The sequence below is a fragment of the Micromonospora echinofusca genome (assembly GCF_900091445.1).
Lineage (GTDB): Bacteria > Actinomycetota > Actinomycetes > Mycobacteriales > Micromonosporaceae > Micromonospora > Micromonospora echinofusca.
Genome location: NZ_LT607733.1, coordinates 39,061 through 63,330 on the forward strand (window position 1 = coordinate 39,061; position 24,270 = coordinate 63,330).

The 24,270-nt window shown below is 74.5% G+C and carries 20 protein-coding genes and 1 riboswitch; of the genes, 13 read left to right on the top strand and 7 right to left on the bottom strand.

Going from position 1 to position 24,270, the window contains the following annotated elements:
* The first annotated feature begins 56 nt into the window (after window positions 1-56).
* The 3 genes from GA0070610_RS00210 to GA0070610_RS00220 all read left to right on the top strand — a co-directional run bounded on the left by GA0070610_RS00210 (window position 57) and on the right by GA0070610_RS00220 (window position 4,840).
* Window positions 57-2,921, top strand: coding sequence for an alpha/beta fold hydrolase (locus GA0070610_RS00210; RefSeq protein ID WP_088998139.1), 2,865 nt, complete (start codon window positions 57-59; stop codon window positions 2,919-2,921).
* A complete protein-coding gene (locus GA0070610_RS00215; RefSeq protein ID WP_088998140.1) occupies window positions 2,918-3,793 on the top strand; it encodes an ABC transporter permease in 876 nt (291 codons plus the stop codon). The genes GA0070610_RS00210 and GA0070610_RS00215 overlap by 4 nt, the downstream gene beginning before the upstream one ends.
* A 276-nt stretch (window positions 3,794-4,069) precedes the next feature.
* Complete coding sequence (locus tag GA0070610_RS00220; RefSeq protein WP_157747013.1) at window positions 4,070-4,840, top strand: hypothetical protein; 771 nt, start codon at window positions 4,070-4,072, stop codon at window positions 4,838-4,840.
* 75 nt (window positions 4,841-4,915) lie between these two features.
* Here the strand turns inward: GA0070610_RS00220 and GA0070610_RS00225 are convergent, their stop codons facing one another.
* Entirely contained in the window at window positions 4,916-5,653 is a 738-nt protein-coding gene (locus GA0070610_RS00225) for a hypothetical protein (protein ID WP_088998142.1), read from the bottom strand.
* A 176-nt stretch (window positions 5,654-5,829) separates the two neighbouring features.
* Between GA0070610_RS00225 and GA0070610_RS00230 the strand changes: the two genes are divergently transcribed.
* The 4 genes from GA0070610_RS00230 (at window position 5,830) to paaN (ending at window position 10,829) form a co-directional block, all read left to right on the top strand.
* Window positions 5,830-6,258 carry a DoxX family protein gene (locus GA0070610_RS00230; RefSeq protein WP_088998143.1) on the top strand — a complete coding sequence of 143 codons (429 nt, stop codon included), beginning with the start codon at window positions 5,830-5,832 and terminating at the stop codon, window positions 6,256-6,258.
* A 131-nt stretch (window positions 6,259-6,389) separates the two neighbouring features.
* A riboswitch (SAM riboswitch) is annotated at window positions 6,390-6,525 on the top strand.
* Window positions 6,526-6,535: 10 nt separating this feature from the next.
* The gene (thrC, locus tag GA0070610_RS00235; RefSeq protein ID WP_088998144.1) at window positions 6,536-7,822 is read left to right on the top strand and encodes a threonine synthase; all 1,287 of its coding nucleotides are present in this window, start codon (window positions 6,536-6,538) and stop codon (window positions 7,820-7,822) included.
* Window positions 7,823-8,083: 261 nt separating this feature from the next.
* A complete protein-coding gene (locus GA0070610_RS00240) occupies window positions 8,084-9,103 on the top strand; it encodes a GNAT family N-acetyltransferase (RefSeq protein WP_088998145.1) in 1,020 nt (339 codons plus the stop codon).
* Between the two features lie 52 nt (window positions 9,104-9,155).
* On the top strand, window positions 9,156-10,829 hold the full coding sequence (gene paaN / locus GA0070610_RS00245) for a phenylacetic acid degradation protein PaaN (protein ID WP_088998146.1): 1,674 nt from the start codon (window positions 9,156-9,158) through the stop codon (window positions 10,827-10,829).
* Window positions 10,830-10,903: 74 nt separating this feature from the next.
* Here paaN and GA0070610_RS00250 read toward each other — a convergent pair whose 3' ends face one another.
* Window positions 10,904-11,437, bottom strand: coding sequence for a GNAT family N-acetyltransferase (locus GA0070610_RS00250; RefSeq protein ID WP_088998147.1), 534 nt, complete (start codon window positions 11,435-11,437; stop codon window positions 10,904-10,906).
* A gap of 210 nt (window positions 11,438-11,647) precedes the next feature.
* On the opposite strand from GA0070610_RS00250, the gene GA0070610_RS00255 reads away from it, so the two are divergent.
* The 3 genes from GA0070610_RS00255 (at window position 11,648) to groL (ending at window position 14,999) form a co-directional block, all read left to right on the top strand.
* On the top strand, window positions 11,648-11,851 hold the full coding sequence (locus GA0070610_RS00255; RefSeq protein ID WP_088998148.1) for a cold-shock protein: 204 nt from the start codon (window positions 11,648-11,650) through the stop codon (window positions 11,849-11,851).
* 177 nt (window positions 11,852-12,028) lie between these two features.
* A complete protein-coding gene (locus GA0070610_RS00260; protein WP_088998149.1) occupies window positions 12,029-13,102 on the top strand; it encodes a hypothetical protein in 1,074 nt (357 codons plus the stop codon).
* A gap of 274 nt (window positions 13,103-13,376) precedes the next feature.
* A complete protein-coding gene (groL, locus tag GA0070610_RS00265; protein WP_088998150.1) occupies window positions 13,377-14,999 on the top strand; it encodes a chaperonin GroEL in 1,623 nt (540 codons plus the stop codon).
* A 56-nt stretch (window positions 15,000-15,055) separates the two neighbouring features.
* Here the strand turns inward: groL and GA0070610_RS00270 are convergent, their stop codons facing one another.
* From GA0070610_RS00270 to GA0070610_RS00280, 3 genes are all read right to left on the bottom strand, one after another.
* Window positions 15,056-15,253 (bottom strand): hypothetical protein, encoded by a 198-nt coding sequence (locus tag GA0070610_RS00270; RefSeq protein ID WP_088998151.1) that lies wholly within the window; start codon window positions 15,251-15,253, stop codon window positions 15,056-15,058.
* A gap of 91 nt (window positions 15,254-15,344) precedes the next feature.
* Window positions 15,345-16,274, bottom strand: coding sequence for a GNAT family N-acetyltransferase (locus GA0070610_RS00275; protein ID WP_088998152.1), 930 nt, complete (start codon window positions 16,272-16,274; stop codon window positions 15,345-15,347).
* 128 nt (window positions 16,275-16,402) lie between these two features.
* Window positions 16,403-17,005 carry an ArsR/SmtB family transcription factor gene (locus GA0070610_RS00280; RefSeq protein ID WP_088998153.1) on the bottom strand — a complete coding sequence of 201 codons (603 nt, stop codon included), beginning with the start codon at window positions 17,003-17,005 and terminating at the stop codon, window positions 16,403-16,405.
* A 63-nt stretch (window positions 17,006-17,068) separates the two neighbouring features.
* Between GA0070610_RS00280 and GA0070610_RS00285 the strand changes: the two genes are divergently transcribed.
* Window positions 17,069-17,659 (top strand): dienelactone hydrolase family protein, encoded by a 591-nt coding sequence (locus tag GA0070610_RS00285; RefSeq protein WP_088998154.1) that lies wholly within the window; start codon window positions 17,069-17,071, stop codon window positions 17,657-17,659.
* A 16-nt stretch (window positions 17,660-17,675) separates the two neighbouring features.
* Here GA0070610_RS00285 and GA0070610_RS00290 read toward each other — a convergent pair whose 3' ends face one another.
* Window positions 17,676-20,231 (bottom strand): S8 family serine peptidase, encoded by a 2,556-nt coding sequence (locus GA0070610_RS00290; protein WP_088998155.1) that lies wholly within the window; start codon window positions 20,229-20,231, stop codon window positions 17,676-17,678.
* 78 nt (window positions 20,232-20,309) lie between these two features.
* On the opposite strand from GA0070610_RS00290, the gene GA0070610_RS00295 reads away from it, so the two are divergent.
* Complete coding sequence (locus tag GA0070610_RS00295; protein ID WP_089003179.1) at window positions 20,310-22,127, top strand: glycerol-3-phosphate dehydrogenase/oxidase; 1,818 nt, start codon at window positions 20,310-20,312, stop codon at window positions 22,125-22,127.
* Window positions 22,128-22,217: 90 nt separating this feature from the next.
* Window positions 22,218-22,748, top strand: a complete 531-nt coding sequence (locus GA0070610_RS00300) for a hypothetical protein (RefSeq protein ID WP_088998156.1) — start codon at window positions 22,218-22,220, stop codon at window positions 22,746-22,748.
* A gap of 105 nt (window positions 22,749-22,853) precedes the next feature.
* Here the strand turns inward: GA0070610_RS00300 and GA0070610_RS00305 are convergent, their stop codons facing one another.
* Window positions 22,854-24,254 (bottom strand): FAD-binding oxidoreductase, encoded by a 1,401-nt coding sequence (locus GA0070610_RS00305; RefSeq protein ID WP_088998157.1) that lies wholly within the window; start codon window positions 24,252-24,254, stop codon window positions 22,854-22,856.
* Window positions 24,255-24,270: the final 16 nt, after the last annotated feature.

Sequence of the window (24,270 nt, forward strand, 5' to 3'; positions counted from 1 at the left end):
CGGACGTACGGAGGATCTCAGCCAACGCTCAGGATCCGGGCCGTACCGTGTGCCGAATGAGATCGCCGTTGTCGGCCGCGTGGATCCGGCGTGCCCTGTCCACCCGCCGGCGCGTCGTCGCAGCGACGGCGATCGTCGTGCTGCTCGCCGCCGCCGTGACCTGGGCGGTCCTGCCGCGGGAGCCGGCCGTGCGCACCGAGGCGGCGTTCGTGAACGTCGCCTCCGGGCCGACCGGGGACGAGTCCGTCGACCTGGACACCACGCTCTACCTGCCCGAGGGCGCCTCGGCGGCCGACAAGGTGCCGGCGGTGCTGCTGGCGCACGGCTTCGGCGGCACCAAGGAGTCCGTACGCGCCGACGCCGAGGAGTTCGCCGGGCGCGGCTACGCGGTGCTCACCTGGACCGCGCGGGGCTTCGGCCGCAGCGGCGGGCAGATCCACCTGGACCACCCGGACTACGAGGTACGCGACGCGCAACGGCTGCTGGACTGGCTCGCCGCCCGCCCCGACGTCCGCACCGACGCCGACGGGGACCCACGGGTGGGCGTCGTCGGCGGCTCGTACGGCGGCGCCCTGGCGCTGCTGCTCGCCGCGCAGGACCAGCGCGTCGACGCGATCGTGCCGATGATCACCTGGAACGACCTGTCCCGCTCCTTCCTGCCGGAGAGCAGCGGCAAGGAGCCCACCGAGGGCGTGTTCAAGTCCGGCTGGGCCGGGCTGTTCTTCGGCGGCGGCGGCAACGTCGGCTCCGGGCCGGCCGGGCTCTCCGGGACCAGCGCCGCGCAGCCCGAGGGGGCGCCCGTCTCCGCCGGCCCGCCCAGCCCGGGGCCGGGCGCCGGTCCGGGCACCGGCCCGGGGCGCGCGCCGGCCGGCGCCGGCGACCCGGCGTGCGGCCGGTTCGCCGCCGACATCTGCGCCGCGTACCTGCGCATCGCCACCACGGGGCGGGCCGACCAGGCCGCCGTGGACCTGCTGCGCCGCTCCAGCCCGGCCGGGGTGCTCGACCGGATCAAGGCGCCGACCCTGCTGGTGCAGGGCGAGGCGGACACCCTCTTCCCGCTCGGCGAGGCGGACGCCAACGCGCGCGGCATCGCCGCCGCCGGCACGCCCGTGCGGGTGGCCTGGTTCACCGGCGGCCACGACGGCGGCGAGGGTCCGAAGACCGACTCGGACCGGGTGAAGTTCCTGACCGTGCAGTGGCTCGACCACTACGTCAAGGGCGAGGGCGAGGCCCCGGGCGACGACTTCACCTGGTCGCGTATCGCCGGCTTCGACGCCCTCGACCGGGGGCTGGTGGCCACCGGCTACCGCTACGCCGACTACCCCGGCGTCGCCGGCACGGCCCGCCGGAGCGTGCCGGTGGCCGGCCCCGCCCAGCCCGTCGCCAACCCGCCGGCCGGCAACCCCGCCGCCATCTCCTCGGTGCCCTTCGCCGGTGAGCTGTCGGCGCTGCTCGGCGGCGTGGCCGGCGACATTCCCGGCCAGCACGCCCGGTTCGAGTCGGAGCCGCTGGCCGAGGCGGTCGACGTGGTGGGCGCCCCGACCGTCGACGTCCGCGCGGCGTCGCCGACGGGGGAGGCCGTGCTCTTCGTCAAGCTCTACGACGTCGACCCCAACGGCGCGGCCACCCTGCCCAACGGCCTGGTCGCCCCGGTCCGGCTCACCGGCCTGCCGCCGACGATCGACGCGGCACGCCCGGTCACCGTCACCCTGCCGGCGATCGTGCGCCGGATCGAGGCCGGGCACCGGCTGCGCGTGGTGGTGGCGACCTCCGACCAGGCGTACGCCACCCCGGTCGAGCCGGCCGTGCACACCGTCGCGGCCACCGGCGCGGTCAGCCTGCCGACCGTCGCCGGCGACCCGATCCCCACCTCCGCGACCGTGTGGCGCTGGGTGCTGGCCGGGCTGGTCGCCGCGATCGTCGTCGGGCTCGTCGTGGTCGTCGCCGTGGTCCGCCGCCGGCACCGCCGCCAGGACAGCTCCGTGCACCCGGCGTACGCGGGCGTCCCGCTGGCCGTGCGGCAGCTCCGCAAGGAGTACGCGGACGGCTTCGTCGCCGTCTCCAACGTGGACTTCGAGGTGCACCCCGGTCAGGTCGTCGGCCTGCTCGGCCCGAACGGCGCGGGCAAGACCACCACGCTGCGGGTGCTGATGGGGCTGACCCAGCCGACGGCCGGCGAGATCTACGTCTTCGGGCACCGGCTGGTGCCCGGGTCGCCGGTGCTGTCCCGGATCGGGGCGCTGGTCGAGGGGCCGGGCTTCCTGCCGCACCTGTCCGGTCTGGAGAACCTGAAGGCGTACTGGCGGGCCACGGGGCGGCCGGCCGAGGACGCGCACTTCGAGGAGGCACTGGAGATCGCCGGCCTGGGCGACTCCGTGCACCGGCGGATCAAGAACTACAGCCACGGCATGAAACAGCGACTCGCCATCGCGCAGGCGATGCTGGGCCTGCCCGAGCTGCTGGTGCTCGACGAGCCGACCGACGGGCTCGATCCGCCGCAGATCGCGGAGATGCGCCGGGTGCTCCAGCGCTACGCCACGGACGGCCGGGCGGTGCTGGTCTCCAGCCACCTGCTGGCCGAGGTGGAGCAGACCTGTACGCACGCGGTGGTGGTGAACAAGGGCCGCATCGTCGCCTCGGGCCCCGTCGAGGAGATCGTCGGCGAGTCGCCCAGCGTGCTGTTCGACGTGACCGACCCGGAGGCCGCCCGGGCGGTGCTCGCCGGCCTGCACGGGGTGCGGGTGCTCCCCGACGGCGAGGGCCAGCTCGTGGTGGACACCAACGGCACCGCCCGCAGCGAGGTGGTCGCCGAGCTGGTCCGGGCCGGCATCGGGGTGGACCGGGTGGTGCCGCGGCGCCGCCTGGAGGACGCGTTCCTCGCCCTGGTGGGCGAGAACTCTCGGGGAAGCGGGGACCGATGATGGCGGGCACGTCACCCACGGCGGGCGCGGCGGCCGGCTACCGGCCGGCGGCGACCCTGCCGTTCGGCGCCGAGTTCCGGCGGCAGGCCTCCCGGCGGCGTACGCAGCTCGCGCTGGGTTTCATGGTGCTGCTGCCGTTGATCATCCTGATCGCGTTCCAGTTCGACACGGGCGACGACGACGACAACGGGCGCGGGGAGTTCGGCAGCCTGGTGGAGTTCGCCACGTCGGGCGGGCTGAACTTCACCCTCTTCACCATCTTCGTCTCGGCGTCGTTCCTGATGGTCGTGGTGGTGGCGCTGTTCTGCGGCGACACGGTGGCCAGCGAGGCGAGCTGGGGCAGCCTGCGGTACCTGCTGGCGGTGCCGGTGCCCCGGGCCCGCCTGCTGACGGTGAAGCTGGTGGTCGCGCTCGTCTACTCGGCCCTGGCGCTGCTGCTGCTCGCCGGCACCGCCCTGCTGATCGGCACGCTGCGCTACGGCTGGGAGCCGCTGCGCAGCACCGTGGCGGCCCAGCTCGAACCGGGCGAGGGGCTGCTGCGGCTGCTGGGGGTGCTCGGCTACCTGGCGGTCGTACTCCTGGTGGTGGCCGGACTGGCGTTCCTGCTGTCGGTGGTCACGGACGCCGCGCTCGGCGCGGTCGGCGGCGCGGTGCTGCTCTGGATCCTCTCCAGCATCCTCGACCAGATCACCGCGCTGGGCGCGCTGCGCGCGTTCCTGCCGACGCACTACAGCACCGCCTGGCTGGGCCTGCTCTCGACGCCGGTGCAGACCGACGACGTGGTACGCGGCGCGATCTCCGCGATCAGCTACGCGACGCTGTTCTGGGGGCTGGCGTTCTGGCGCTTCACCCGCAAGGACGTCACCAGCTAAGGCGTCGGGTCGGCCGCCTTCCTCCAGGCGCCGCGGAGCAGGCGCCGAGCAGGACTGGGTTGGCCTTCGTGACGCCGACCAGCCGTGCCGGCGTGGGAACTCCGCCGCGCGGACACGGTGCGGGTCGGTACGCGGGGGTCGCCATCGCCCGATCGTCGCACCGGCCGGTGCTCCGCCGGGCTCCCGGACACCCGTCCGGACCGGTCGACGGCCACCGATCGGGCCCGCTCGGACAGGCAGGCCGAGAAGGCGGTCGACCGTGAGCAGCCCGCGTTCGTGTCCACCGTCACTCCCCTCGACTACGACCGGGACCTGCCCGAGGCCTTCACCGTGCTGCTCGACCGGCCGCTGACCGAGGACGAGCAGGCGGCCCTCACCGCCCTGACCGGCGCCCGGTCGGAGGTGTGGGAGTTCCTGAAGCCGCTCGGCGGCCGGATGGTCGAGCACGCGTCCTACGTGGCCCCGTTCGAGGACGGCAACGAGAATCGCGGCCATGCCCAGACGTTCGACCTGAACCTGAACAGCGACCGCGCTGCCGGGCTCACGATCAACGACATGGCCGCCGTCAAGGACTCCTGCCGCGCCCCCACGGCGCAGACCGTCGTCACCCTTCCCCCGGCGGGTGCGGAGTCCCGGCAGGGGCTGCTGTGGGACCTGACCGGTGGGCCGACGGACAAGCCGCACGGCCCGTACGTCCTGGCCGAGGGCGAGCCGGAGGAGGGCCAGCTGTACTTCCGCCGTAACGTCGTCGAGCTGGGCAACGGTCAGTCCAAAGCCTTCCGCATCCAGCCCGAGGTGTCCACCCACACGTGCGAGTGGCACATCGTCGCCTCCTACACCGACACGACCGGTTCCCACGAGCAACGCATCCCGAGCGGCGCCGGCACGTTCACCACCGAGGCCATCCCGTCGCGGCCCGTCCAGTACTTCGAACGCCCCCCGGGCCCGGAGTGGGGCTGCCTCGGCGAGGTGCGCCAGCGGAATTGCCCGGCCAGCGCATCCGTACGGCTCCCGAGGCCACCGGTCCACCGGCCGGTCCCGGGCTGAGCCGCGCCTGCTCGTTCCGGCCGGAGCCGGCAACGATCGACGGTCCCGGGCTGAGGCGGCCCGGTCGCGGGGGCGTCAGCGGGACCGGGGCCTGCGCTTGCGGGTGGGGGAGTCGGGGGAGTCCGGCGCGGTGCCGGAGTCGGCGGTGTCGCCGTCGCCGGACGCGTCGGTCACCCGGGCGTCGGTGTGGCGCAGCTCGGCCAGCGTGGTGCCCCGGAGCTGGTAGACGGCGGTGCGCCGGATGCTCAGTTCCGCCATCGGGCCGTCCGCCGGTCGGGTCAGGTAGACCACCGTCGCCCTGCCGTCGCGCACGCTGACGCTCTCCACCGGCGTACGGTCGCCGAGGTCGACCTGGGCCTGGTAGTCCGGCTCCCCCCTGACGTTGCGCCAGGCGGCGAGGGTGAAGAAGCGGCCGGTGCCGCCGCCGTCGAGCATGACCACCCCCACCGCGTCGCCCGCGCCGTCGCCGTCGAGGTCGCCCACGGCGCACGGCCGCTGCAACTCCACCGTCGTGCCGTCGGGGTCGGACCAGCGGCCGCCGGCGAGGCGGATCGGGGCGGCGTACCCGCGGTAGCGGACCTTCCTGCTGCCGACCAGGGTGTTGCGCAGTTCCAGGCAGCTGAGCCGGTCGCCGGTGGGGCGGGGGGTCGGGGTCGCCCGGGCGGTGTCGACGTCGTCCCGCTCGACGGCGGTGCCCGCGGGCCGGTCGGCGGACCGGTTCCGCTTCTTCCGGTTGCCCGTGGAGCAGGCGGTCGTCACCACCAGCAGGCAGGCCATGGTCAGCGCCATCACCGGGACGAGCTTGCGACGCATCAGCGCGTTCCTTTCCGTCGATGTGACCGGCACCGTAACGGGCCCGCGCCAGCGCGCCCGGCGGCAGGGACGCCCCGATTCATGGGAGCGTTCCCACGAATAGGGAATCCATCGACACGGTCGAATGCCTGTCGGCATTCTGGTGCCGTCCTGTCGTCCTGATCGGAGGTGCCCTGATGCTCGCTGACCGGATCGGTGGCCCGGCCCTGTCCCTGTTCCGCGCCGTCGTCGGACTGCTCTTCCTCTGCCACGGCCTGGCCTCACTGCTCGGGATCCTCGGCGGCAGCCGGGGCACCGGCGAGGCGGTCCCGCTCGGCGAGTGGCCGGGCTGGTGGGCCGCGCTGATCCAGGCGGTCTGCGGCGGCCTGGTCCTCGTCGGGCTGTTGACCCGGCCGGCGGCCCTGCTGGCGTCCGGCTCGATGGCGTACGCGTACTTCGTGGTGCACCAGCCCGACGCGCTGCTCCCGCTACGCAACGGCGGTGAGCTGGCCGTCCTGTTCTGCTGGTCGTTCCTGCTGATCGCCGTGTTCGGCCCCGGCGCGTGGGCGCTCGACACCCTGCTGCGCGCCCGGCGCCCCGCCGGCTCCCGCTCGGTGACCGTCTGAATCCGTACCGTCGAGGAGGGTTCCGCCGGCCCCGCCCGGCGGATCGACGGCGGCTGCGGGATCGCTCACAGCGTGGGATCCGACGTCGATCTGGGCGTTGTCGGTGCTTAGACTCGACGGCACAACTGCATACCTCATCCAGAGGGGCTGAGGGATACGGCCCGACGACGCCCCGGCAACCACCCCGCGCGCTCACCGCAGAGCGACCGGCGGGGCAGGTGCCAATTCCGTCCCCGCCGCAGGGTGCGATGCGGGGAAAGATGAGAGGACCCTCGACATGACGTCGACGTTCGCCCCCTCCGGCATCGACACCGCCGCCAGCCCCGCCCGCGCCCTGGTCTGCCGCGCCTGTTCGGCCCGCTATCCGCTCGCCGCCCAGCACGCCTGCTACGAGTGTTTCGGCCCGCTGGAGGTCGACTACGACGCCGCCGCGCTGGCGACGGTCACCCGGGAGCAGATCGAGGCGGGCCCGCGCAACATGTGGCGGTACGCGGCGCTGCTGCCCGCCGGGCAGGACCCGGCCACCCGGGTCACCCTCGACCCCGGCTTCACCCCGCTGGTGGCCGCCCCGCACCTGGCCGCCGAACTGGGCGTCACCGGCCCGCTCTGGGTCAAGGACGACAGCGCGAACCCGACCCACTCGTTCAAGGACCGGGTCGTCTCGGTGGCGTTGACCGCCGCCCGCGCGCTCGGCTTCAGCCGCTACGCCTGCGCCTCCACCGGAAACCTGGCCAACTCCGTCGCCGCGCACGCGGCCCGGGCCGGCGCGCCGTCGGTGGTCTTCATCCCCGGCGACCTGGAGCAGGGCAAGGTCATCACCACCGCCGTCTACGGCGGCGAGCTGGTCGCCATCGACGGCTCGTACGACGACGTGAACCGGCTCTGCGGCGAGCTGGTCGAGACGGACGAGTTCGAGGACACCGCGTTCGTCAACGTCAACGTGCGCCCCTACTACGCCGAGGGCTCGAAGACGCTCGGCTACGAGGTGGCCGAGCAGCTCGGCTGGCGGATCCCCGCGCAGGTGGTGATCCCGATGGCCTCCGGCGAACTGCTCACCAAGATCGACAAGGCTTTCGCCGAGCTGGTCGAGATCGGCCTGGTCGAGGCGCCGGCCGGCGGCTGGAAGGTGTTCGGCGCGCAGTCGGCCGGCTGCAACCCGATCGCCACCGCCCTGCACGCCGACACCGACACCATCACCCCCGTCCGGCCGACCGGCATCGCCAAGTCCCTGAACATCGGCGACCCGGCCGCCGGCATCTACGCCCTGGAGGCGGTGCGCCGCACGGGGGGCTGGATGGAGTACGTCGACGACGACGAGATCCGCGCCGGCATCCGCCTGCTGGCCCGCACCACCGGCGTCTTCGCCGAGACGGCCGGCGGCGTGACCGTGGCCGTGCTGCGCAAGCTGGTCGAGTCGGGCCGCCTGGACCCGACCGCCGAGACCGTCGTCTTCAACACCGGCGAGGGCCTCAAGACCCTCGACGCGGTGGCCGGCCAGGTCGGCCCCACCCACCGCATCAAGCCCTCGCTGCGCGCCGCCCGCGACGCCGGCCTCCTCGGCTGACCCGACCGCCGGGGGCGGGCAGGGGGGATTCGGGGGGTAACTGGGTTTTCGCTGTGAGTGCGGAAAACGCGCCGACAAGGACTTGACGGCAGGAACCGGACGGCGCAAGATGCTCCGTGCGGGAGGGCGTTTCGCCGGAGACTTTGAGTTCTTGCGACCCAACGCCGGAGGCGTTGTGCGAGCGTCCCTCCCGACCAACTTCCGATCGGGCCAGCGTTAATTCGCTGGCCCGATCGTCGTCGGGTGGCGCACCCTCAGCCGATGAGCATCGCGATCGCGCCGCTCGACGCCGCCGACCAGGCCGCCGTCGACGAGGCGTACCGGATCGGCGCGGCGGCCAACGACGCCGACCTGCCGGACTTCCCGCCCTTCTGCCGGCGGCGCTTCGAGGCGGCGATCCGGCACCCGATGCCGGGCAACGAGCCGCTCTGGGCGCTGGCCCGGCTCGACGGCGTGCCGGCCGGCTACCTCGCGCTGGACCTGCCGCAGCTCGACAACACCGAGAACGCCACGGCCGAGGTGGTGGTGCACCCGCAGTGGCGGCGCCGCGGCGTCGGGCGTGCGCTGCACGAGCACGGCGTACGCCTGCTGCGGGAGCGGGGCCGCAAGCGGGTGCTGGCGATGGCGGTCTCCGCTCTGCCCGGCGGCCCGGCCCGCTCCGGGGCCGCCGCCGCGTTCGCCGCGTCGACCGGCGCCCGGCCGGCGCTGGCGGAGGTCCGCCGCCGGCTCGACACCACCCGGCTCGACCACGACGGCCTGGCCGCCGCGCTGGCCGAGGCCCGGGGCCGGGCCGCCGGCTACGACGTCCTGCGTTGGCAGGGAGACACCCCCGAGGAGTACGTCGCCGACATCGCCTACCTGGACGGCCGGCTGATGGCCGACGCGCCCTTGGGCGACGTGGAGTGGGAGCCGGAGCGGATCGACGTCGAGCGGGTCCGTGGCATCGAGCGGGCACTGCGGGTGCGGGGGCGGCGGCGCTACCACACGGCGGCGCGCCACGAAGCGTCCGGCCGGGTGGTCGCCTGGACCCTGCTCGACGTCGGCGCGTCGGCCGACTGGCACGCGTTCCAGCAGATCACCATCGTCGACCCGGAGCACCGCGGTCACCGCCTCGGCCTGCTCACCAAGGTCGAGAACCTGCGCCACCTGCTGGCCCACGAGCCGGCGGTACGCGCGATCGACACCTTCAACGCGGCCGAGAACACCCACATGGTGCGGATCAACGAGCAACTCGGGTTCCGTCCCGTCGACGGTTGGACCGACTGGCAGCTCACCATCTGAGTTGTGACACGCCCCTACTGATCTGAGGGCTTCCTGTTGCATTATGGCGGGCATGACGGAGACCCCGCACCCCCTGTACGACAGGCACGCCGACACCCTCAACCGGGCGCTGACCGCGATCACGGAGCGCGGGTACTGGTCCGCCTACCCCGAGTCGCCCAGCCCCCGGGTCTACGGCGAGACCGCCGCCGCCGACGGCAAGGCCGCCTTCGAGGCGTACCTCGGCGGTGACTTCCCCCTCGACCAGCCGGGCGCGGCCGACCGGGTCGCCACCGAGGCCAGCCCGTTCGGTGTCGAACTGGGCGTCCGCTACCCGCACGCCGGCGCCGACGAGCTGGTCGCCGCCGCCTCCGCCGCCCTGCCCGCCTGGCGCGACGCTGGCCCGCAGGCCCGGGCGGGGGTCTGCCTGGAGATCCTCGACCGGCTGCACAAGCACATCTTCGAGCTGGCCAACGCGGTGCAGTTCACCAGCGGCCAGGCCTTCGTGATGGCGTTCCAGGCCGGCGGCGCGCACGCGCTGGACCGCGCGCTGGAGGCGGTCGCCTACGCGTACGCGGAGATGACCCGGCACCCGGGGACGGCGGGCTGGGAGAAGGCGGCCGGCAAGGGCGACCCGCTGCGGATGAGCAAGACCTTCCACGTGGTGCCCCGTGGCGTGGCGCTGGTGATCGGCTGCAACACCTTCCCGACCTGGAACTCGTACCCGGGGCTGTTCGCCTCGCTGGTGACGGGCAACCCGGTGGTCGTCAAGCCGCACCCGCGCGCGGTGCTGCCGCTGGCGATCACGGTGAAGTACGCCCGGGAGGTGCTCGCCGAGGCCGGCTTCGACCCGAACCTGGTGCTGCTCGCCCCCGAGGCCCCGGGCGAGAAGCTCGCCTCCACGCTGGCCCTGCACCCGGCCGTGAAGATCGTCGACTTCACCGGCTCCACCGAGTACGGCGACTGGCTGGAGGCCAACGCCCGGCAGGCGGCGGTCTACACCGAGAAGGCCGGGCTGAACACGGTGGTGATCGACTCCACCGACGACTTCGCCGGCATGTGCCGCAACCTCGGCTTCACCCTGACCCTCTACAGCGGCCAGATGTGCACCACGTCGCAGAACATCCTCATCCCCTCCGGGGGCATCGAGACCGACCAGGGGCACAAGAGCTTCGACGAGGTGGCGGGCGGGATCGCCGCGGCGGTCGCCAAGATCACCGCCGACCCGGCGCGCGGGGTGGAGCTGACCGGCGCGATCGTCAACGACGGGGTGCTGGAGCGCCTCGACGCGGTCACCAAGGTCGGCGAGGCGGTGCTGGAGTCGCGTACGGTCGAGCACCCGGCCTTCCCCGGCGCGGTGGTCCGCACCCCGACGGTGGTCAGGCTGGCGGCCGACGACACGGCGACCTACTCGCAGGAGTGGTTCGGGCCGATCTCGTTCGCCATCGCCACGGACTCCACGGCGCACAGCCTGGAGATCCTGCGCGCCACGGTCGGCGAGAAGGGCGCGCTCACCGCGGCGGTCTACTCCACCGACGAGGCGGTCCTCGACGCGGCCGAGGCGGCGGCGGTCGAGGTCGGGGTGCACCTGTCCTGCAACCTCACCGGCGGGGTCTTCGTGAACCAGTCGGCGGCCTTCTCCGACTTCCACGGCAGCGGCGCCAACGCGGCGGCCAACTCTGCCCTCACCGACGGCGCCTACGTCGCCAACCGGTTCCGCATCGTGCAGTCCCGCCGGCACGCCTGAGTCGGTCGCGGTTGTCCGGGTCGGCCCCAGACGGGCCGATCCGGACGGCCTCGGGCCGGGCGCCTGGCGGCCCGTCAGGCCGGGCGGCGCATCTGGAGTTCGGTGAGCGCCGGCACGGTGGGGTGCGGGACGCGTACGCCGGTGTCGACGAAGCCCAGCCGCTGGTACGCGCGGTAGGCCCGGTCGTTGCCGACCACGACCTCCAGCATCAGTTCGGGGCGCCCGCAGGCCCGCGACCAGGCCGCCACGGCGTCGACGAGGTCGCCGAGGAGGCCGCTGCCCCGCCAGGCCGGGGTGACGTAGACGGCGTAGACCACGGTCAGCCCCGGTTCCCCGGGGGCCGCCGTGCCGCCGGCGTGCCCGACGAGCCTGCCGCCCGGGTCCGCGACGAACTGCGCGGTGCCCGCCCCGGTGGAGACGGATGCGATCCGGGCCGCGTAGTCCGCGTGCGACCGGGCCGCCGCGTCGGCGAGGGTCTCCAGGAAGGCCAGCGGGGCGTCGGCGAGCATCTCCAGCCGCAGGGCCCGCACCCGGGCGGCGTCGCGCGGTCGGACCCGGAGGATCTTCGCCCGCCGCGCGGGCGGCGACCCGGCGGGCGTGCTCGTCATGACGCATGCCTACCACAGCGATGAACGCCGATGCCGCTCGGTCGAAATTCGCCCGGTTTGTGGTCGTGCGCCGTCGTCACGCTTCGTGTAGCGTGCGATTTCGGTCACCGTTTCAGCGGCCTTCGTCGATCGCCGGGCCGGTGGTCCTCCGGTGCCGGCCTGCCCGGCCTCCGGGGTCGTGGAACGCCGCGCAGAGTGAGGAAGTGCACCGTGGCACAGGGCACCGTGAAATGGTTCAACTCCGAAAAGGGCTACGGCTTCATCGCCGTCGACGGCGGGCAGGACGTCTTCGTCCACTTCTCGGCGATCGAGATGGACGGCTACAAGGCGTTGGACGACGGCCAGCGGGTCGAGTTCGAGATCGCCCAGGGCCAGAAGGGCCCCCAGGCCGAGCGCGTGCGCGTCGTCGCCTGACCCCGGCACTCCTCCCGCCCCCCGCCGGTCGCCCTCTCGGCTCGGCCGTGGGGGGGCCGGGGCGACCCGGCGGCGCGGGGCACCCGTGACCGGCCCGTCCCTCGGGGGCGGGCGTCGGCGCGGTTGCGTCGGCAGGGGAGGATCGTGAGCCGTTCCAGCCATCGCTGAGGAGGGTTCATGTCCGACCTGCCGCCCCAGGCCGCGCCGCCCCCGGGAGACCCCGACCCCTCCGCGCCGCCACCCGGCGGCGCGCCGGCCGGTCCGCCGCCGCAGGGCTGGGTCTTCCCGCCCACCGGCGGATACCCGGTCGGCTCGGGCCCGTACGGCGGGCAGCCGTGGTATCCGGGCGCCCCGGTCGCCTACCCCGGGCAGCCGGGCCACGGGTGGTACCCGCCGGGGCACGGCCTCGACCCGGCCGACCTGCTCGTCACCCCGCCCGGCGCGGGCGTCAACGGCTGGTTCAACCGGTGCGTCGGCGCGGTGCGCCGGGGCTGGCGGCTGCTGCTGCCGATCCTGCTGCTCACCCAGGTGCTGCCGGCCCTCGTGGTGTCGGTGCTCTCGTTGGCCCTCGACCCGACCGCCAAGTGGGAGCAGTCGATGGGCGACGATCCCGCCGCGCTGCCCGACACCTTCGTGACCGACCTGGGCGTCATGCTGTCCGTGGTGCTCGGCAGCGCCCTCGTCTTCGGTTTCGTGCAGAGTCTGGGCTGGGCGGCCGGCACCTGGGTGGTCACCCGGCAGGCGGCCGGTCAGCCGGTCGGCATGGGCGATGCCCTGTCGTACGGGGCGCGCCGGGCCCTGGGCCTCTGGGCCTGGACCCTGCTGATGAGCGTGATCATCGGCCTCGGCCTCTGCCTCTGCTTCATCCCCGGCATCTACTTCGCCTTCGCGCTGAGCATGGCCGGCCCGGTCTACCTGTTCGAGCGGCAGCACCCGATCGGCCGGTCCTTCCGGATGTTCCACGACCGGCTCGGCCTCCTGCTCGGCCGGGTGGCGCTGGTGGCGGCGGCGGTGATCGTCGGCGGCGGCGCGGCGGGCATGGTGGAGGGCATCGGCGCGCTGCCGTTCGGCACCACCCCGATGGACTCGCCCGGCACGGCGGTCGGCGTGATCGTGGTTGCGGTGGTGGGCGCGCTGCTGGCCCTGCCGACCCACCTCGCCCAGCTGGTCGGCCTGGTCGTCACGTACGCCGAGCAACGCGCCCACGAGGGGCCGGTGGACAGCGCGCGGCTGGCCGGCGAACTCGGCTGACCGGGCCCATCGTGCTTGCACTCGGCAGGGGAGAGTGCTAAACAAGTCATTGGCACTCGCATACCGTGAGTGCCAATGGTCGGGGCGGTAGGGCCACGGTCGTAGCGGCGTCCAGACGCGGCTGCGGCACATGGCCGGTCGTCGCGGGCTATCCGGCCCGGCCGAGGAGACGTCGTCGTCGCCAGGTGGCGACGTCCCAAGGTGCGTACACCAGGCGGCCCATCCGGGACACACACTCCGGGTGGCCCGTGAGTGTCCAGGAGGACAACGCCGTATGGCCAAGATGATCGCGTTCGACGAAGAGGCTCGCCGCGGCCTCGAGCGGGGCATGAACCAGCTCGCCGACGCCGTGAAGGTGACGCTCGGCCCCAAGGGCCGCAACGTCGTGCTCGAGAAGAAGTGGGGTGCCCCCACCATCACCAACGATGGTGTGAGCATCGCCAAGGAGATCGAGCTCGAGGACCCCTACGAGAAGATCGGCGCCGAGCTGGTCAAGGAGGTCGCCAAGAAGACCGACGACGTCGCCGGTGACGGCACGACGACGGCGACCGTCCTGGCCCAGGCCCTGGTCCGCGAGGGCCTGCGCAACGTGGCCGCCGGTGCCAACCCGATCGCCCTGAAGCGGGGCATCGAGGCCGCCGTGGCCAGCGTCTCGGAGGAGCTGCTCAAGCTCGCCAAGGACGTCGAGACCAAGGAGCAGATCGCCTCCACCGCCTCCATCTCCGCCGGTGACACCAGCGTCGGCGAGATCATCGCCGAGGCGATGGACAAGGTGGGCAAGGAAGGCGTCATCACCGTCGAGGAGAGCAACACCTTCGGGCTGGAGCTGGAGCTCACCGAGGGTATGCGCTTCGACAAGGGCTACATCTCGGCCTACTTCATGACCGACCCGGAGCGCATGGAGGCCGTCTTCGACGACCCCTACCTCCTGATCGTCAACAGCAAGATCTCGTCGGTGAAGGACCTGCTTCCGATCCTGGAGAAGGTCATGCAGTCGGGCAAGCCGCTGCTGATCATCGCCGAGGACATCGAGGGCGAGGCCCTGGCGACCCTGGTCGTCAACAAGGTCCGGGGCACCTTCAAGTCGGTCGCCGTCAAGGCGCCGGGCTTCGGTGACCGCCGCAAGGCCATGCTCGCCGACATCGCCATCCTCACCGGTGGCCAGGTCATCAGCGAGGAGGTCGGCCTCAAGCTGGACGCCGTCGGCCTCGACATGCTGGGCCGCGCCCGCAAGGTCGTGGTGACCAAGGACGAGACCACCATCGTCGACGGTGCCGGTGACGCGGAGCAGATCCAGGGCCGGGTCAACCAGATCCGGGCCGAGATCGACCGGAGCGACTCCGACTACGACCGCGAGAAGCTGCAGGAGCGGCTGGCCAAGCTGGCCGGCGGCGTCGCGGTGATCAAGGTCGGCGCGGCCACCGAGGTCGAGCTGAAGGAGCGCAAGCACCGCATCGAGGACGCCGTCCGCAACGCGAAGGCCGCCGTCGAGGAGGGCATCGTCCCGGGTGGTGGCGTCGCGCTGGTGCAGGCCGGCAAGACCGCCTTCGACAAGCTGGACCTGGTCGGCGACGAGGCGACCGGTGCGCAGATCGTCAAGATCGCGCTGGACGCCCCGCTGCGGCAGATCGCCGTCAACGCCGGTCTCGAGGGTGGCGTGGTCGTCGAGCACGTTCGCAACCTCAACCCGGGTCACGGCCTCAACGCCGCCAACGGCGAGTACGTCGACCTGCTGGCCGCGGGCATCATCGACCCGGCCAAGGTGACCCGCTCGGCGTTGCAGAACGCCGCGTCGATCGCGGCGCTCTTCCTCACCACCGAGGCCGTCGTGGCGGACAAGCCGGAGAAGACCCCGGCCGCCCCGGCTGGTCCGGGTGGCGGGGACATGGACTTCTGAGTCCAGCTCCAACGCCGGAAGGGGCGGGCCGCGTCAGCGGTCCGCCCCTTCCGCTGTCACGTCGGCAGTGGCCGCTGGTTGCGCCTCTTCTGCGCCCGGTCGTACGGCTGCGGAATCTGCACCGGCTCGTCGACCAGCGTCACCGGCTCGTCGGCCGGCTCGTCGACGCCGGCCATCTCCGCCTGCTGCTCGGCGTCGCCGTAGTCGAGCCGGTCGAACGGCAACGGGCCGGGGCGTTCGTCGTCCGTGGTCATGGCTGCCTCCTCTACCGGAAACGGTAGGGCGCGACGATCACCAATGCGGGCAAATGGCGTTATGGGGGTCTATATCCCGTTCGCCCCGTTGTCAGCCCCGCAGTGACCTGCGGTACAGGAAGAAGACGCGTTCGATCCGGGCACCCGCGCTGCCCGAGTAGAACGGGACCGGCCCGACCCAGCCGATCTGCGCCGCCGACACGCCCGCCGCCCGTTGGTCGCGCAGGCAGCGGCGCAGCAGCACCCCGCCGATCCCCGAGCCCTCCGCCGCCGGGGCGGTGCCCATCGGGCCGAACCAGCTCGGCCGCGACGAGCCGTACGCGGCGAAGCCGAGCACCTCGCCGCCGCGTTCGGCCAGGTGGCAACCGGCTCCCTCCCGGCCCACCGAGCCGGCCAGCTCGGCGTCCCAGGCCCCGCCGAAGGTGGCACGGGCGAACTCCGCCAGCGCCGGCAGGTCGCCCGCCCCGGCGCGGCGGACCGTGACGCCCTGCCCGGCCAGCCGCTCCTCCGCCGGCTCCGTCGGGCGCAGCGCGGGCGAGTCGTCGTACGACAGGTCGGCGGTCATGTTCCACGCCGTGCGGTCCTGCCGGTAGCCGAGCGCCAGCGCGGCGCAGATCGCCGGGGTGTAGCGCACGTCGATGCCGGGCCAGGCGTAGTGCGGCGGGTTGCCAGCGAGCAGCACCTCCACCGCGCCGAGCTCGGCGAAGCGCGCCTCGGCGACCGCCAGCAGGGCCCTCCCGACACCCTTTCGCCGCTCCTGCGGTGCCACCGCGACCAGGTCGACGTGACCACGGGCGTCGCCGTCGCCGGCGGCGAGGGAACCGACGAGCACGCCGACGAGGCGTCCCTGCCGGTGCGCGCCCCACGCGAACACCGGGCGGTGGGCGGCGGCCCGCGCCCAGAGGGCGTCCACGACGGCCGGCGCCTCGGCCGCGTCCTCCGGCAGGTCCAGTGCCCGCCCGCAGAGCTCCACCACGGCGGGCAGCCGGTCGGGCCCCAGCTCGACGATCTTCAGGTCCATGGACGCCGACCCTAGGTCACCGGAGCGCTGCTGTTAAGAAGAGCCCTTGTCGGCCGCCTGGGAAGAGTCCCCGTTGGCGCCACCCGGCCGGCGGTCCGCCGTGGCGTGCCGCGACCGACCCGGTCGCCTCAGCCGGCCGGCTCGGCTTTCGGCTCCGGGTCGGGGTCGGGCTCGGGAAGGGTCGGCGCGTCGGTGGGGTAGAGGCCGGCGACGAACCCGTACACCTGGTCGCCGGACCGGGGGATCTGGGCGAAGCGGCGGGTCAGCGCCTGCACCTCGGCCCAGAACGCGCGTACGTCCTCGATCGGGATGCGGGCGTGGACGAGGGTGCAGCGCAGTTCGTCGGCGGCGTGGGCCGCGGCGGATTCGGCGACGGCCTCCGCGAGCCCGTTGACGGCGGTCGCGACCTGTCTGTCCTCGGGGCGGGTGAGCACGCCTATGTAGAGCGTGCGGGCGACCCGGCCGTAGTACCGCTCGTCGATCGCCCGCACCCGCCGGGTCCGCACCACCTTGAGCAGGCCGGCGTCGACGAGCGCGGTCACGTGGTAGGCGACGCTGCTCTTCGGCCGGTCGACCGCCCGGGCCAGCTCGGTCACTGTGGCGGCCCGCTTCAGGAGCAGCTCCAGGAGGGTGGCGCGCAGGGGGTCGGCCAGCGCGCGAAGTTGCGCGGGCGCGGTGACCACGAGCATCTCGTCGAGGTCGTAGTCCGGGATCCGCTCATTGCTCGACATTTCTCGACCGTTCTAGAATCATGGATCATTCGATCGTTGTCGCCTGTTGACAGGAGTGTAGAGATGGCCGACGTGGTCCTGTTCCACCATCTGCGTGGGGTCACCGACGGGCTGCGCGGGTTCGCCGAACAGCTGCGGTCCGGCGGGCACACCGTGCACACCCCCGACCTGTTCGACGGTGACCGCCCGGCGACCCTCGACGAGGGCTTCGCGCTCACGAAACGCATCGGGAGCGAGGTGCTCCGCGAGCGCGCCGACCGGGCCGTGGCCGAGCTGCCCGACGGCCTGGTCTACGCGGGCTTCTCCTGGGGCGCCGCCACCGCCCAGCGGCTCGCCCAGACCCGGCCCGGCGCCCGTGGCGCGCTGCTCTACGAGTCCTGCCTACCCGTCACCGGCGAATGGGCCGTCGGCCCCTGGCCAGCCGGGGTCCCGGTGCAGATCCACGGCATGGACGCCGATCCGTTCTTCGCCCTGGAAGGCGACGTCGAAGCTGCCCGCGAGCTGGTCGGCATCGTCGGGCCCGACCTCGGCGAGCTGTTCGTCTACCCGGGCGACCAGCACCTGTTCACCGACAGCACGCTGCCGTCTTACGACGCGGAGGCGACGGCACTGGTGCTGCGGCGCTCGCGGGAGTTCCTCGACCGGCTGCGGTGAACCGGCGCTCCGCCCCTCACCCCCGTGCCGCCCGCACCGCCGCGTACGCGTCGACCAGGCCGGCGCCGGTGATGTTCCGGTCGCCGCCGCAGGTCTGCGTCGCCGACGCGTACGTGGCCACGGCCGGGGTCGCGGTGTCCCGCAGGATCTGCCGGGTGCGGGGCAGGTCGCCGACCAGCGCCGGATTGGCCGACCACATCAGCGCCACCACGCCGGCCACCTGCGGGGTCGCCATCGACGTGCCGCTCAGGGTGGCGTACCCGCCGCCCGGCATCGCCGAGAGCACCTCGTCGCCCGGCGCGACCAGGTCCGGCTTGGCCGCCCCCGGCACCGGGCCCCGCGACGAGAACAGGGTGACCTTGCGCTGCCGGTCCACCGCGCCGACGGTCAGCACGTCCGCGTACGGGGCGGGCGGGTCGTCGATCGAGCCGCAGTAGGGGCCCGTGTTGCCGGCCGCGGCCACCACCAGGATGCCGGCGGCGTCCAGGGCCGCGGTGGCCGGCCGGAGCACCCCCGGGTCGCAGCCCTCGATCGACGGGCAACCCCACGAGTTGGTGAGCACGTCCGGGGCGCGCGCGGGGCGCCCGTCGGTGAACGGGTCCCCGCCCGGCGGAAAGGGCGCCAGCATGAACTGGAGGCAGTCCAGGTAGTAGGCGGGGTTGCCGAGGTTGCGGTCCAGGTTCACGCAGCCGACCCAGCGGGCGCCCGGGGCCACCCCGATGCCGCCCCGCCCGACGGCGCTGCCCGCCGTGTGGGTGCCGTGCCCGCCCTCGTCGGTGGGCGCCCGGGTGCCGTTCCAGGGGTCGTGCCACGAGTCGTCGCCGCCCCGGAAGCCGCCCGCCAGCGCCGGGTGCCCGCCGTCCACGCCCGAGTCGGAGCTGCCCAGCACGATCCCGGAGCCGTCCACCCCGAGCTGGGACCAGACCCGGTCCGCGCCGAGCATCCGGACGTTCCACTCCGGTCCGGCCGGCGCGGGCGCGGTGCCGCGACTGCGGCCGGCCGGCGCGGGCAACGGTCGCACCCGCTGGCTGACCAGCACCCGGGCCACCTCCGGCCGGCGCGACAGCCAGGCCCGTACCAGCGGCCCGCCCTCGACCTCGACCGCGTTCACCAGGTAGTAGGGGGTGTGGTCGAGCCGCAGCCGGCGCAGGTCGCGGCGCAGGTCGGCCTGGGTCCGCTCGGCGGTCGCGACGAGCCGCCGGTGGACCTCGCCGACCCGGGCGTCCCGGCCGGCCCGGCCGGTCGTCGCCGGCACGCCCGCGAGATCGGCCTGCTCGCGCAGCACCACGAACAGCCGCTCGCCGTGCAGGCCGGGCTGGCCCGCCCCGACGGCCACCACCCCGACCGCGACGAGCAGCACGCCGGTGGTCACCCCGGCGACCCGCCGGCTCGGCCGCCGGCCCCGGGTCAGCAGCACGCCGTACGCCACGGCGAGGACGGCCGCGACGGCGAGCCCCGCGCCGGCTGCGGCCGCCACCCAGAACGGCACGTCGCGGGTGCCGGCCAGGACGAGGGTGATCTCCTCCGGGTCGGTGAGGGCCAGCGGGCCGAGTACGCCGAGCCCGACCAGCCAGCGGACCGCGGGCCGCACGGCGGCCTCCGGCCCACCGGCGGCGGCGCCCGGCGTCGGACCGGCGCGGTCGACCGCGCCCGGTGTCGGACCGACCGGGCTGGCGGGCCGGTGGTGGCGGGTGGCGGCCGGCGGCCGGGCTGCCAGGTGCAGGGCCGCCAACGCGAAGCCGGCCGGCGGCAGCGTCAGCAGCAGGGGCAGTTGGGCGCCGGACTGCCCGACCCCGGCGGCGAGCAGCAGCAGCGCGACCCCGGCGGCCAGCCCACCGACCAGCACCGACGGGGCCGGCCGGGGCGGCTCGCCGACGGCGAGGCGGGACCAGAAGGCGCCGTCGAGAAGCTCCCCGGCCAGCACGCCGACCGCGGTGGCCGCGACCCCGGCGAGCACCGTCTCCAGCAGCCCGCCGAGCGCCCCCACCCAGACCCAGGGCAGCAGCAGCGCCAGCCCGCCGGCCGCCCCGAGCAGCGTGGCGGCGGGCGCGGACGTCCCGGGCGTCGCGGGCATTGTGGCGGCGGGCGCGGGCGGTGCGGCGGCCGGTGCCCAGGGCGGTGCGGCGGCCGTGCGGCGGCCCAGCATCCGCAGGACGAGGGCGGCCAGGCCGGCCGTGGCGGCGAGCGCGGCGAGGTATGCCTCGTGGTGCACCGGCGGGATCGCCCGGAGCAGCCCCAGCGCGCCGAGCACGAGCGCCGCCGCCAGCCAGGCCCGGCCGGCGGCACGGACCGCCGCCGAGCGCGGCAGCAGGGCGAGCGTCAGCGCGGGGGCGCCGACCAGCAGCACGGTGAACAGCACCGTCGCCGGCCAGAGCCAGACCACCCGGTCCAGCCCGGAGGCCAGCACGACCTGGTCGGCCAGCCACCCGCCGGTCTGGCCCACGACGACCACCCCGACGGTCCAGCAGCCGGTGAGCACCGCCGCCACCACCGGCCAGGGGCTCGGCCGGCCCGACGCGACCGGCGGCTGCGGGACGGGCTGACCGGCGGGAAACGGGGGGTCGACCTCCATCCTGCGACAGTACGGCGCGGACGGGCCGTGCCGCCCGGTGGCGGCGACGGTTACCGTGGACGGGTGCGTGACCCCAACGTGTCCCGAACGACCGCCGGCCAGCTCTCCCCCGAGCGCCGGGCCGCCGACCTGCGCCGCCTGCGCGCCGAACGCTTCGACGTGCTGGTCATCGGCGGTGGCGCCACCGGGGCGGGCGCCGCCCTGGACGCCGCCTCGCGAGGGCTGAAGGTGGCTCTGGTGGAGGCGCGCGACTACGCCGCCGGCACCTCCAGCCGCTCCAGCAAGCTCATCCACGGGGGCCTGCGCTACCTGGAGCAGTTGGAGTTCCACCTGGTGCACGAGGCGCTCACCGAGCGCGGGCTGCTCGCCACCCGGCTGGCCCCGCACCTGGTCCGGCCGGTGCCGATCCTGGTGCCGCTGCCCGACGGGCAGGGCGTGCGCGGCCTGCCGGCCCGGGTGTTGCGCCGCTCCTACTACGGCGCCGGCGTGGCGGCGTACGACGCCTTCGCCGGGGTCTTCGGCGGTGGGCGCGGCATGCCGCTGCACCGGCACCTGACCCGCGAGGGCGCCCGCCGCGTCTTCCCGAGCCTGCGGGCCGACGCGGTGGCCGGCGCGATCCGCTACTACGACGGGCAGGTCGACGACGCCCGGCTGGTGGTGACGCTGGCCCGCACGGCGGCCAGCCTCGGCGCGACCGTGGTGAACAGCACCCGGGCGGTCGGGCTCATCCGGCAGGCCCGCGAGGTCACCGGCGTCCGGGTCCGCGACCTGGAGGCGCCCACCGGCTCCCCGGACGCGGAGTTCGAGGTACGCGCCCGCACCGTCATCGCCGCCACCGGCGTGTGGAGCGACGACATGTCGCGGATGCTGAACGACGTCGGGCTGCGCCCCGGCATCCGCGTCCGGGCCTCCAAGGGCGTGCACCTGGTGGTGCCCCGCTCGGCGATCACCGGCGAGGCCGGGCTGATCCTGCGTACGGCCACCAGTGTGCTCTTCGTCATCCCGTGGGGCGGGCACTGGATCATCGGCACCACCGACACCGACTGGCGTCTGGACCGGTCCCACCCGGCGGCCTCCGCACGGGACATCGCATACCTGCTGGAGCAGGTCAACACGGTGCTCGACCGGCCGCTCACGACGGCCGACATCGAGGGGGTCTACGCCGGGCTACGCCCGCTGCTGGCCGGCGAGGCCGACTCCACCTCCAAGCTGTCCCGCGAGCACGCCGTCTTCGAGCCGATGCTCGGTCTGCTGCTGGTCGCCGGCGGCAAGTACACGACGTACCGGGTGATGGCCTCCGACGTGGTCGACCGGGCCGCCCACCGGCTCGGTGCCGTACGCCCCTCCCGCACCGCCGACCTGCCGCTGCTCGGCGCCGACGGCTTCCCGGCGATGTGGCGGGACCGGGCGGACCTGGCCCGCCGGCACGGGGTGCCGGTCGGGGTCATCGAGCACCTGCTGGAGCGCTACGGCACCCTCACCCGCGACCTGCTGGCGCTGATCGACGCGGATCCGCTGCTCGCCTCCCCGCTGGCCGGCGCCCCGGAATACCTGGCCGCCGAGGTGACGTACGCGACCCGTGCCGAGGGGGCGCTGCACCTGGAGGACGTGCTTACCCGGCGTACCCGGATCTCCTTCGAGACGCCGCACCGGGGCCTGGAGTCGGCGGGCCACGCGGCCGAACTGATGGGCGCGGTGCTCGGCTGGGACGAGGCGACCCGGGCCCGCGAGGTCGAGCACTACCGGGCCCGGGTGGAGGCGGAACGCCAGTCCCAGCTGATGCCCGACGACGCCACCGCCGACGCCGCCCGGCTCGGCGCGCCCGACGTGCGGGGCTTCGCGGCCGACCGGGGCGCCGACGACGACCAGGCCGAACTGCCGTCCTCGTCGCGCTGACCGGCCGGGCCCCGGTCACCCCCTACGTTCACCGCCCGACCCCCGGTCAGCGGTTACGGCCTCCACCTGCGGTGGGATAGGTTCCGGCGCGTGCCCTCCGCTTCCCGGTCGCGTGCGGTACGCGTGCCCGTCGCCGCCCTGTTGGTCGTCGCCCTCGCCGGCTGCTCGCTGCCCGGAAACGCCGACGACGCCCCCGCGCCGGGGCCGGTCGGCACCGGGTCGTCGCGATCGGGCCCGGGCGGCGTGGCGACCGCCGGGAAGGGCGAGGTCAGCCTCCTGCAGCGGGTCGGCACGAACGGCCCGCTGCGCACGCTCAACGTGGCACCGGACGGCAGGTGGGAGTGCGTCGACTGCGCCGGCGACGGCGTGACGTCGACCGGCGTCCTCGGCCCGGAGCACGTCACCCGGCTGCAGGGACTGCTCGCCGACCCGGGGCTGGCGAAGGAGACCGACCAGGTCCGGCGCTACCAGGTCACCTGCATCGACGCGCTCACCTCCAGCCTGGTCACCTCGGCCGGGCTGGTCACGTCGCAGGACTGCCCGGGGGAGGAGCACCCGCCGATCGCCCACGAGATCCTGCTCCTGCTCACCCAGGCCACCCCGGCCGAGCCGACCGCCTGACGCCCGGGCCCGCCCCGGCCCGCGGGGCGGCCGGTGCCCCCGCCGTCGCCGCCGGGCCGTCCGTCCCCCGCCGTCGCCGCCGGGGCGGGTCGGCCGGCCGTGCCGTCAGAGGACCTTGCCGGGGTTGAGCAGGCCGGCCGGGTCCAGGGCGTCCTTGATCGCCTGGTGCACCCGTACGCCCACCGGGCCGATCTCCCGGGCCAGCCAGTCCCGCTTGAGCAGGCCCACGCCGTGCTCGCCGGTGCAGGTGCCGCCCAGGTCCAGGCCGAGGCGCATGATCTCGTCGAACGCGCGCCGGCCGCGTTCGAGGCTCGCCGGGTCGGCCCGGTCCACCACGATGTTCGGGTGCATGTTGCCGTCGCCGGCGTGGCCGACCACGCCGATCGGCACGTCGCACTCCACCGCGATCCGGGCCACCCCGTCGAGCAGCGCGGCCAGGGCGCCCCGGGGCACCGCCACGTCGTCGATGACCAGGCCGCCGTTGCCGCCCGGGTACGTCTGGGCCGCGAACCTCTCCATCGCCGGGTGGGCGAGCCGGCGGGCCTGCAACAGGGCCGCCGCCTCCACGGCGTCGGTGGCCGCGTAGACCTCGTCGGCGCCGGCCGCCTCGCAGACCGCGGCCAGCCCGGCCAGGTCGTCGGCTGCGCGGGAGCCGGTGTCGGCGGCGGCCAGCAGCAGCGCCTGCGCGTCCGTGCGCAGCCCCATCGGCCGGTACGCCTCGATCGCCCGCAGGTGCGTCCGGTCGAGCAGCTCCAGCAGGCTGGGCGAGAGTCCCCGGGCGGCGATCTCGGCGACGGCCGCGCCGGCGGCGGCCGTGGACGGGAAGACCGCCACCATCGTCAGCGACTCCGCCGGGGCGGGCCGCAGCGCCACGGTCACCTCGGTGATCACGCCGAGGGTGCCCTCGGAGCCGACGAAGAGCCGGGTGAGGTCGTAGCCGGCCACGCCCTTGGCGGTACGCCGGCCGGTGCGCAGCACCTCGCCGGAGGCGAGCACCACCTCCAGGCCCAGCACGTACTCGGTGGTGACCCCGTACTTGACGCAGCACATGCCGCCGGCGTTGGTGGCGACGTTCCCACCGATCGTCGACGACTCCCAGGAACCGGGGTCGGGCGGGTACCACAGCCCCTGCTTCGCCACGGCGGCGGCGAGCGTCGCGTTGACCACGCCGGGCTGCACCACGGCGATCCGGCTCACCGGGTCGATCTCCAGGACGGCGTCCATGGCGACGGTGCTCAGCACCATCGCGCCGTCGACGGCGTTGGCCGCCCCGGCCAGCCCGGTGCGCGCCCCCTGCGGCACCACCGGTACGCCGTGCCGCGCGGCGGCCCGTACCGCGGCGGCCACCTGCGCGGTGCTGCGCGGACGGACCACGACCAGGGGCGTGCCGGCGGCGCAGAGGTCGGCCTCGTCCCGCTCGTGCGTGCGCAGCAGGTCCGGGTCGGTCAGCACGGCGTCGTCGCCGAGCGCCGCCCGCAGGTCGTCGAGGAGAGGGGATCCGGCCATGCCGCCGAGGCTACGA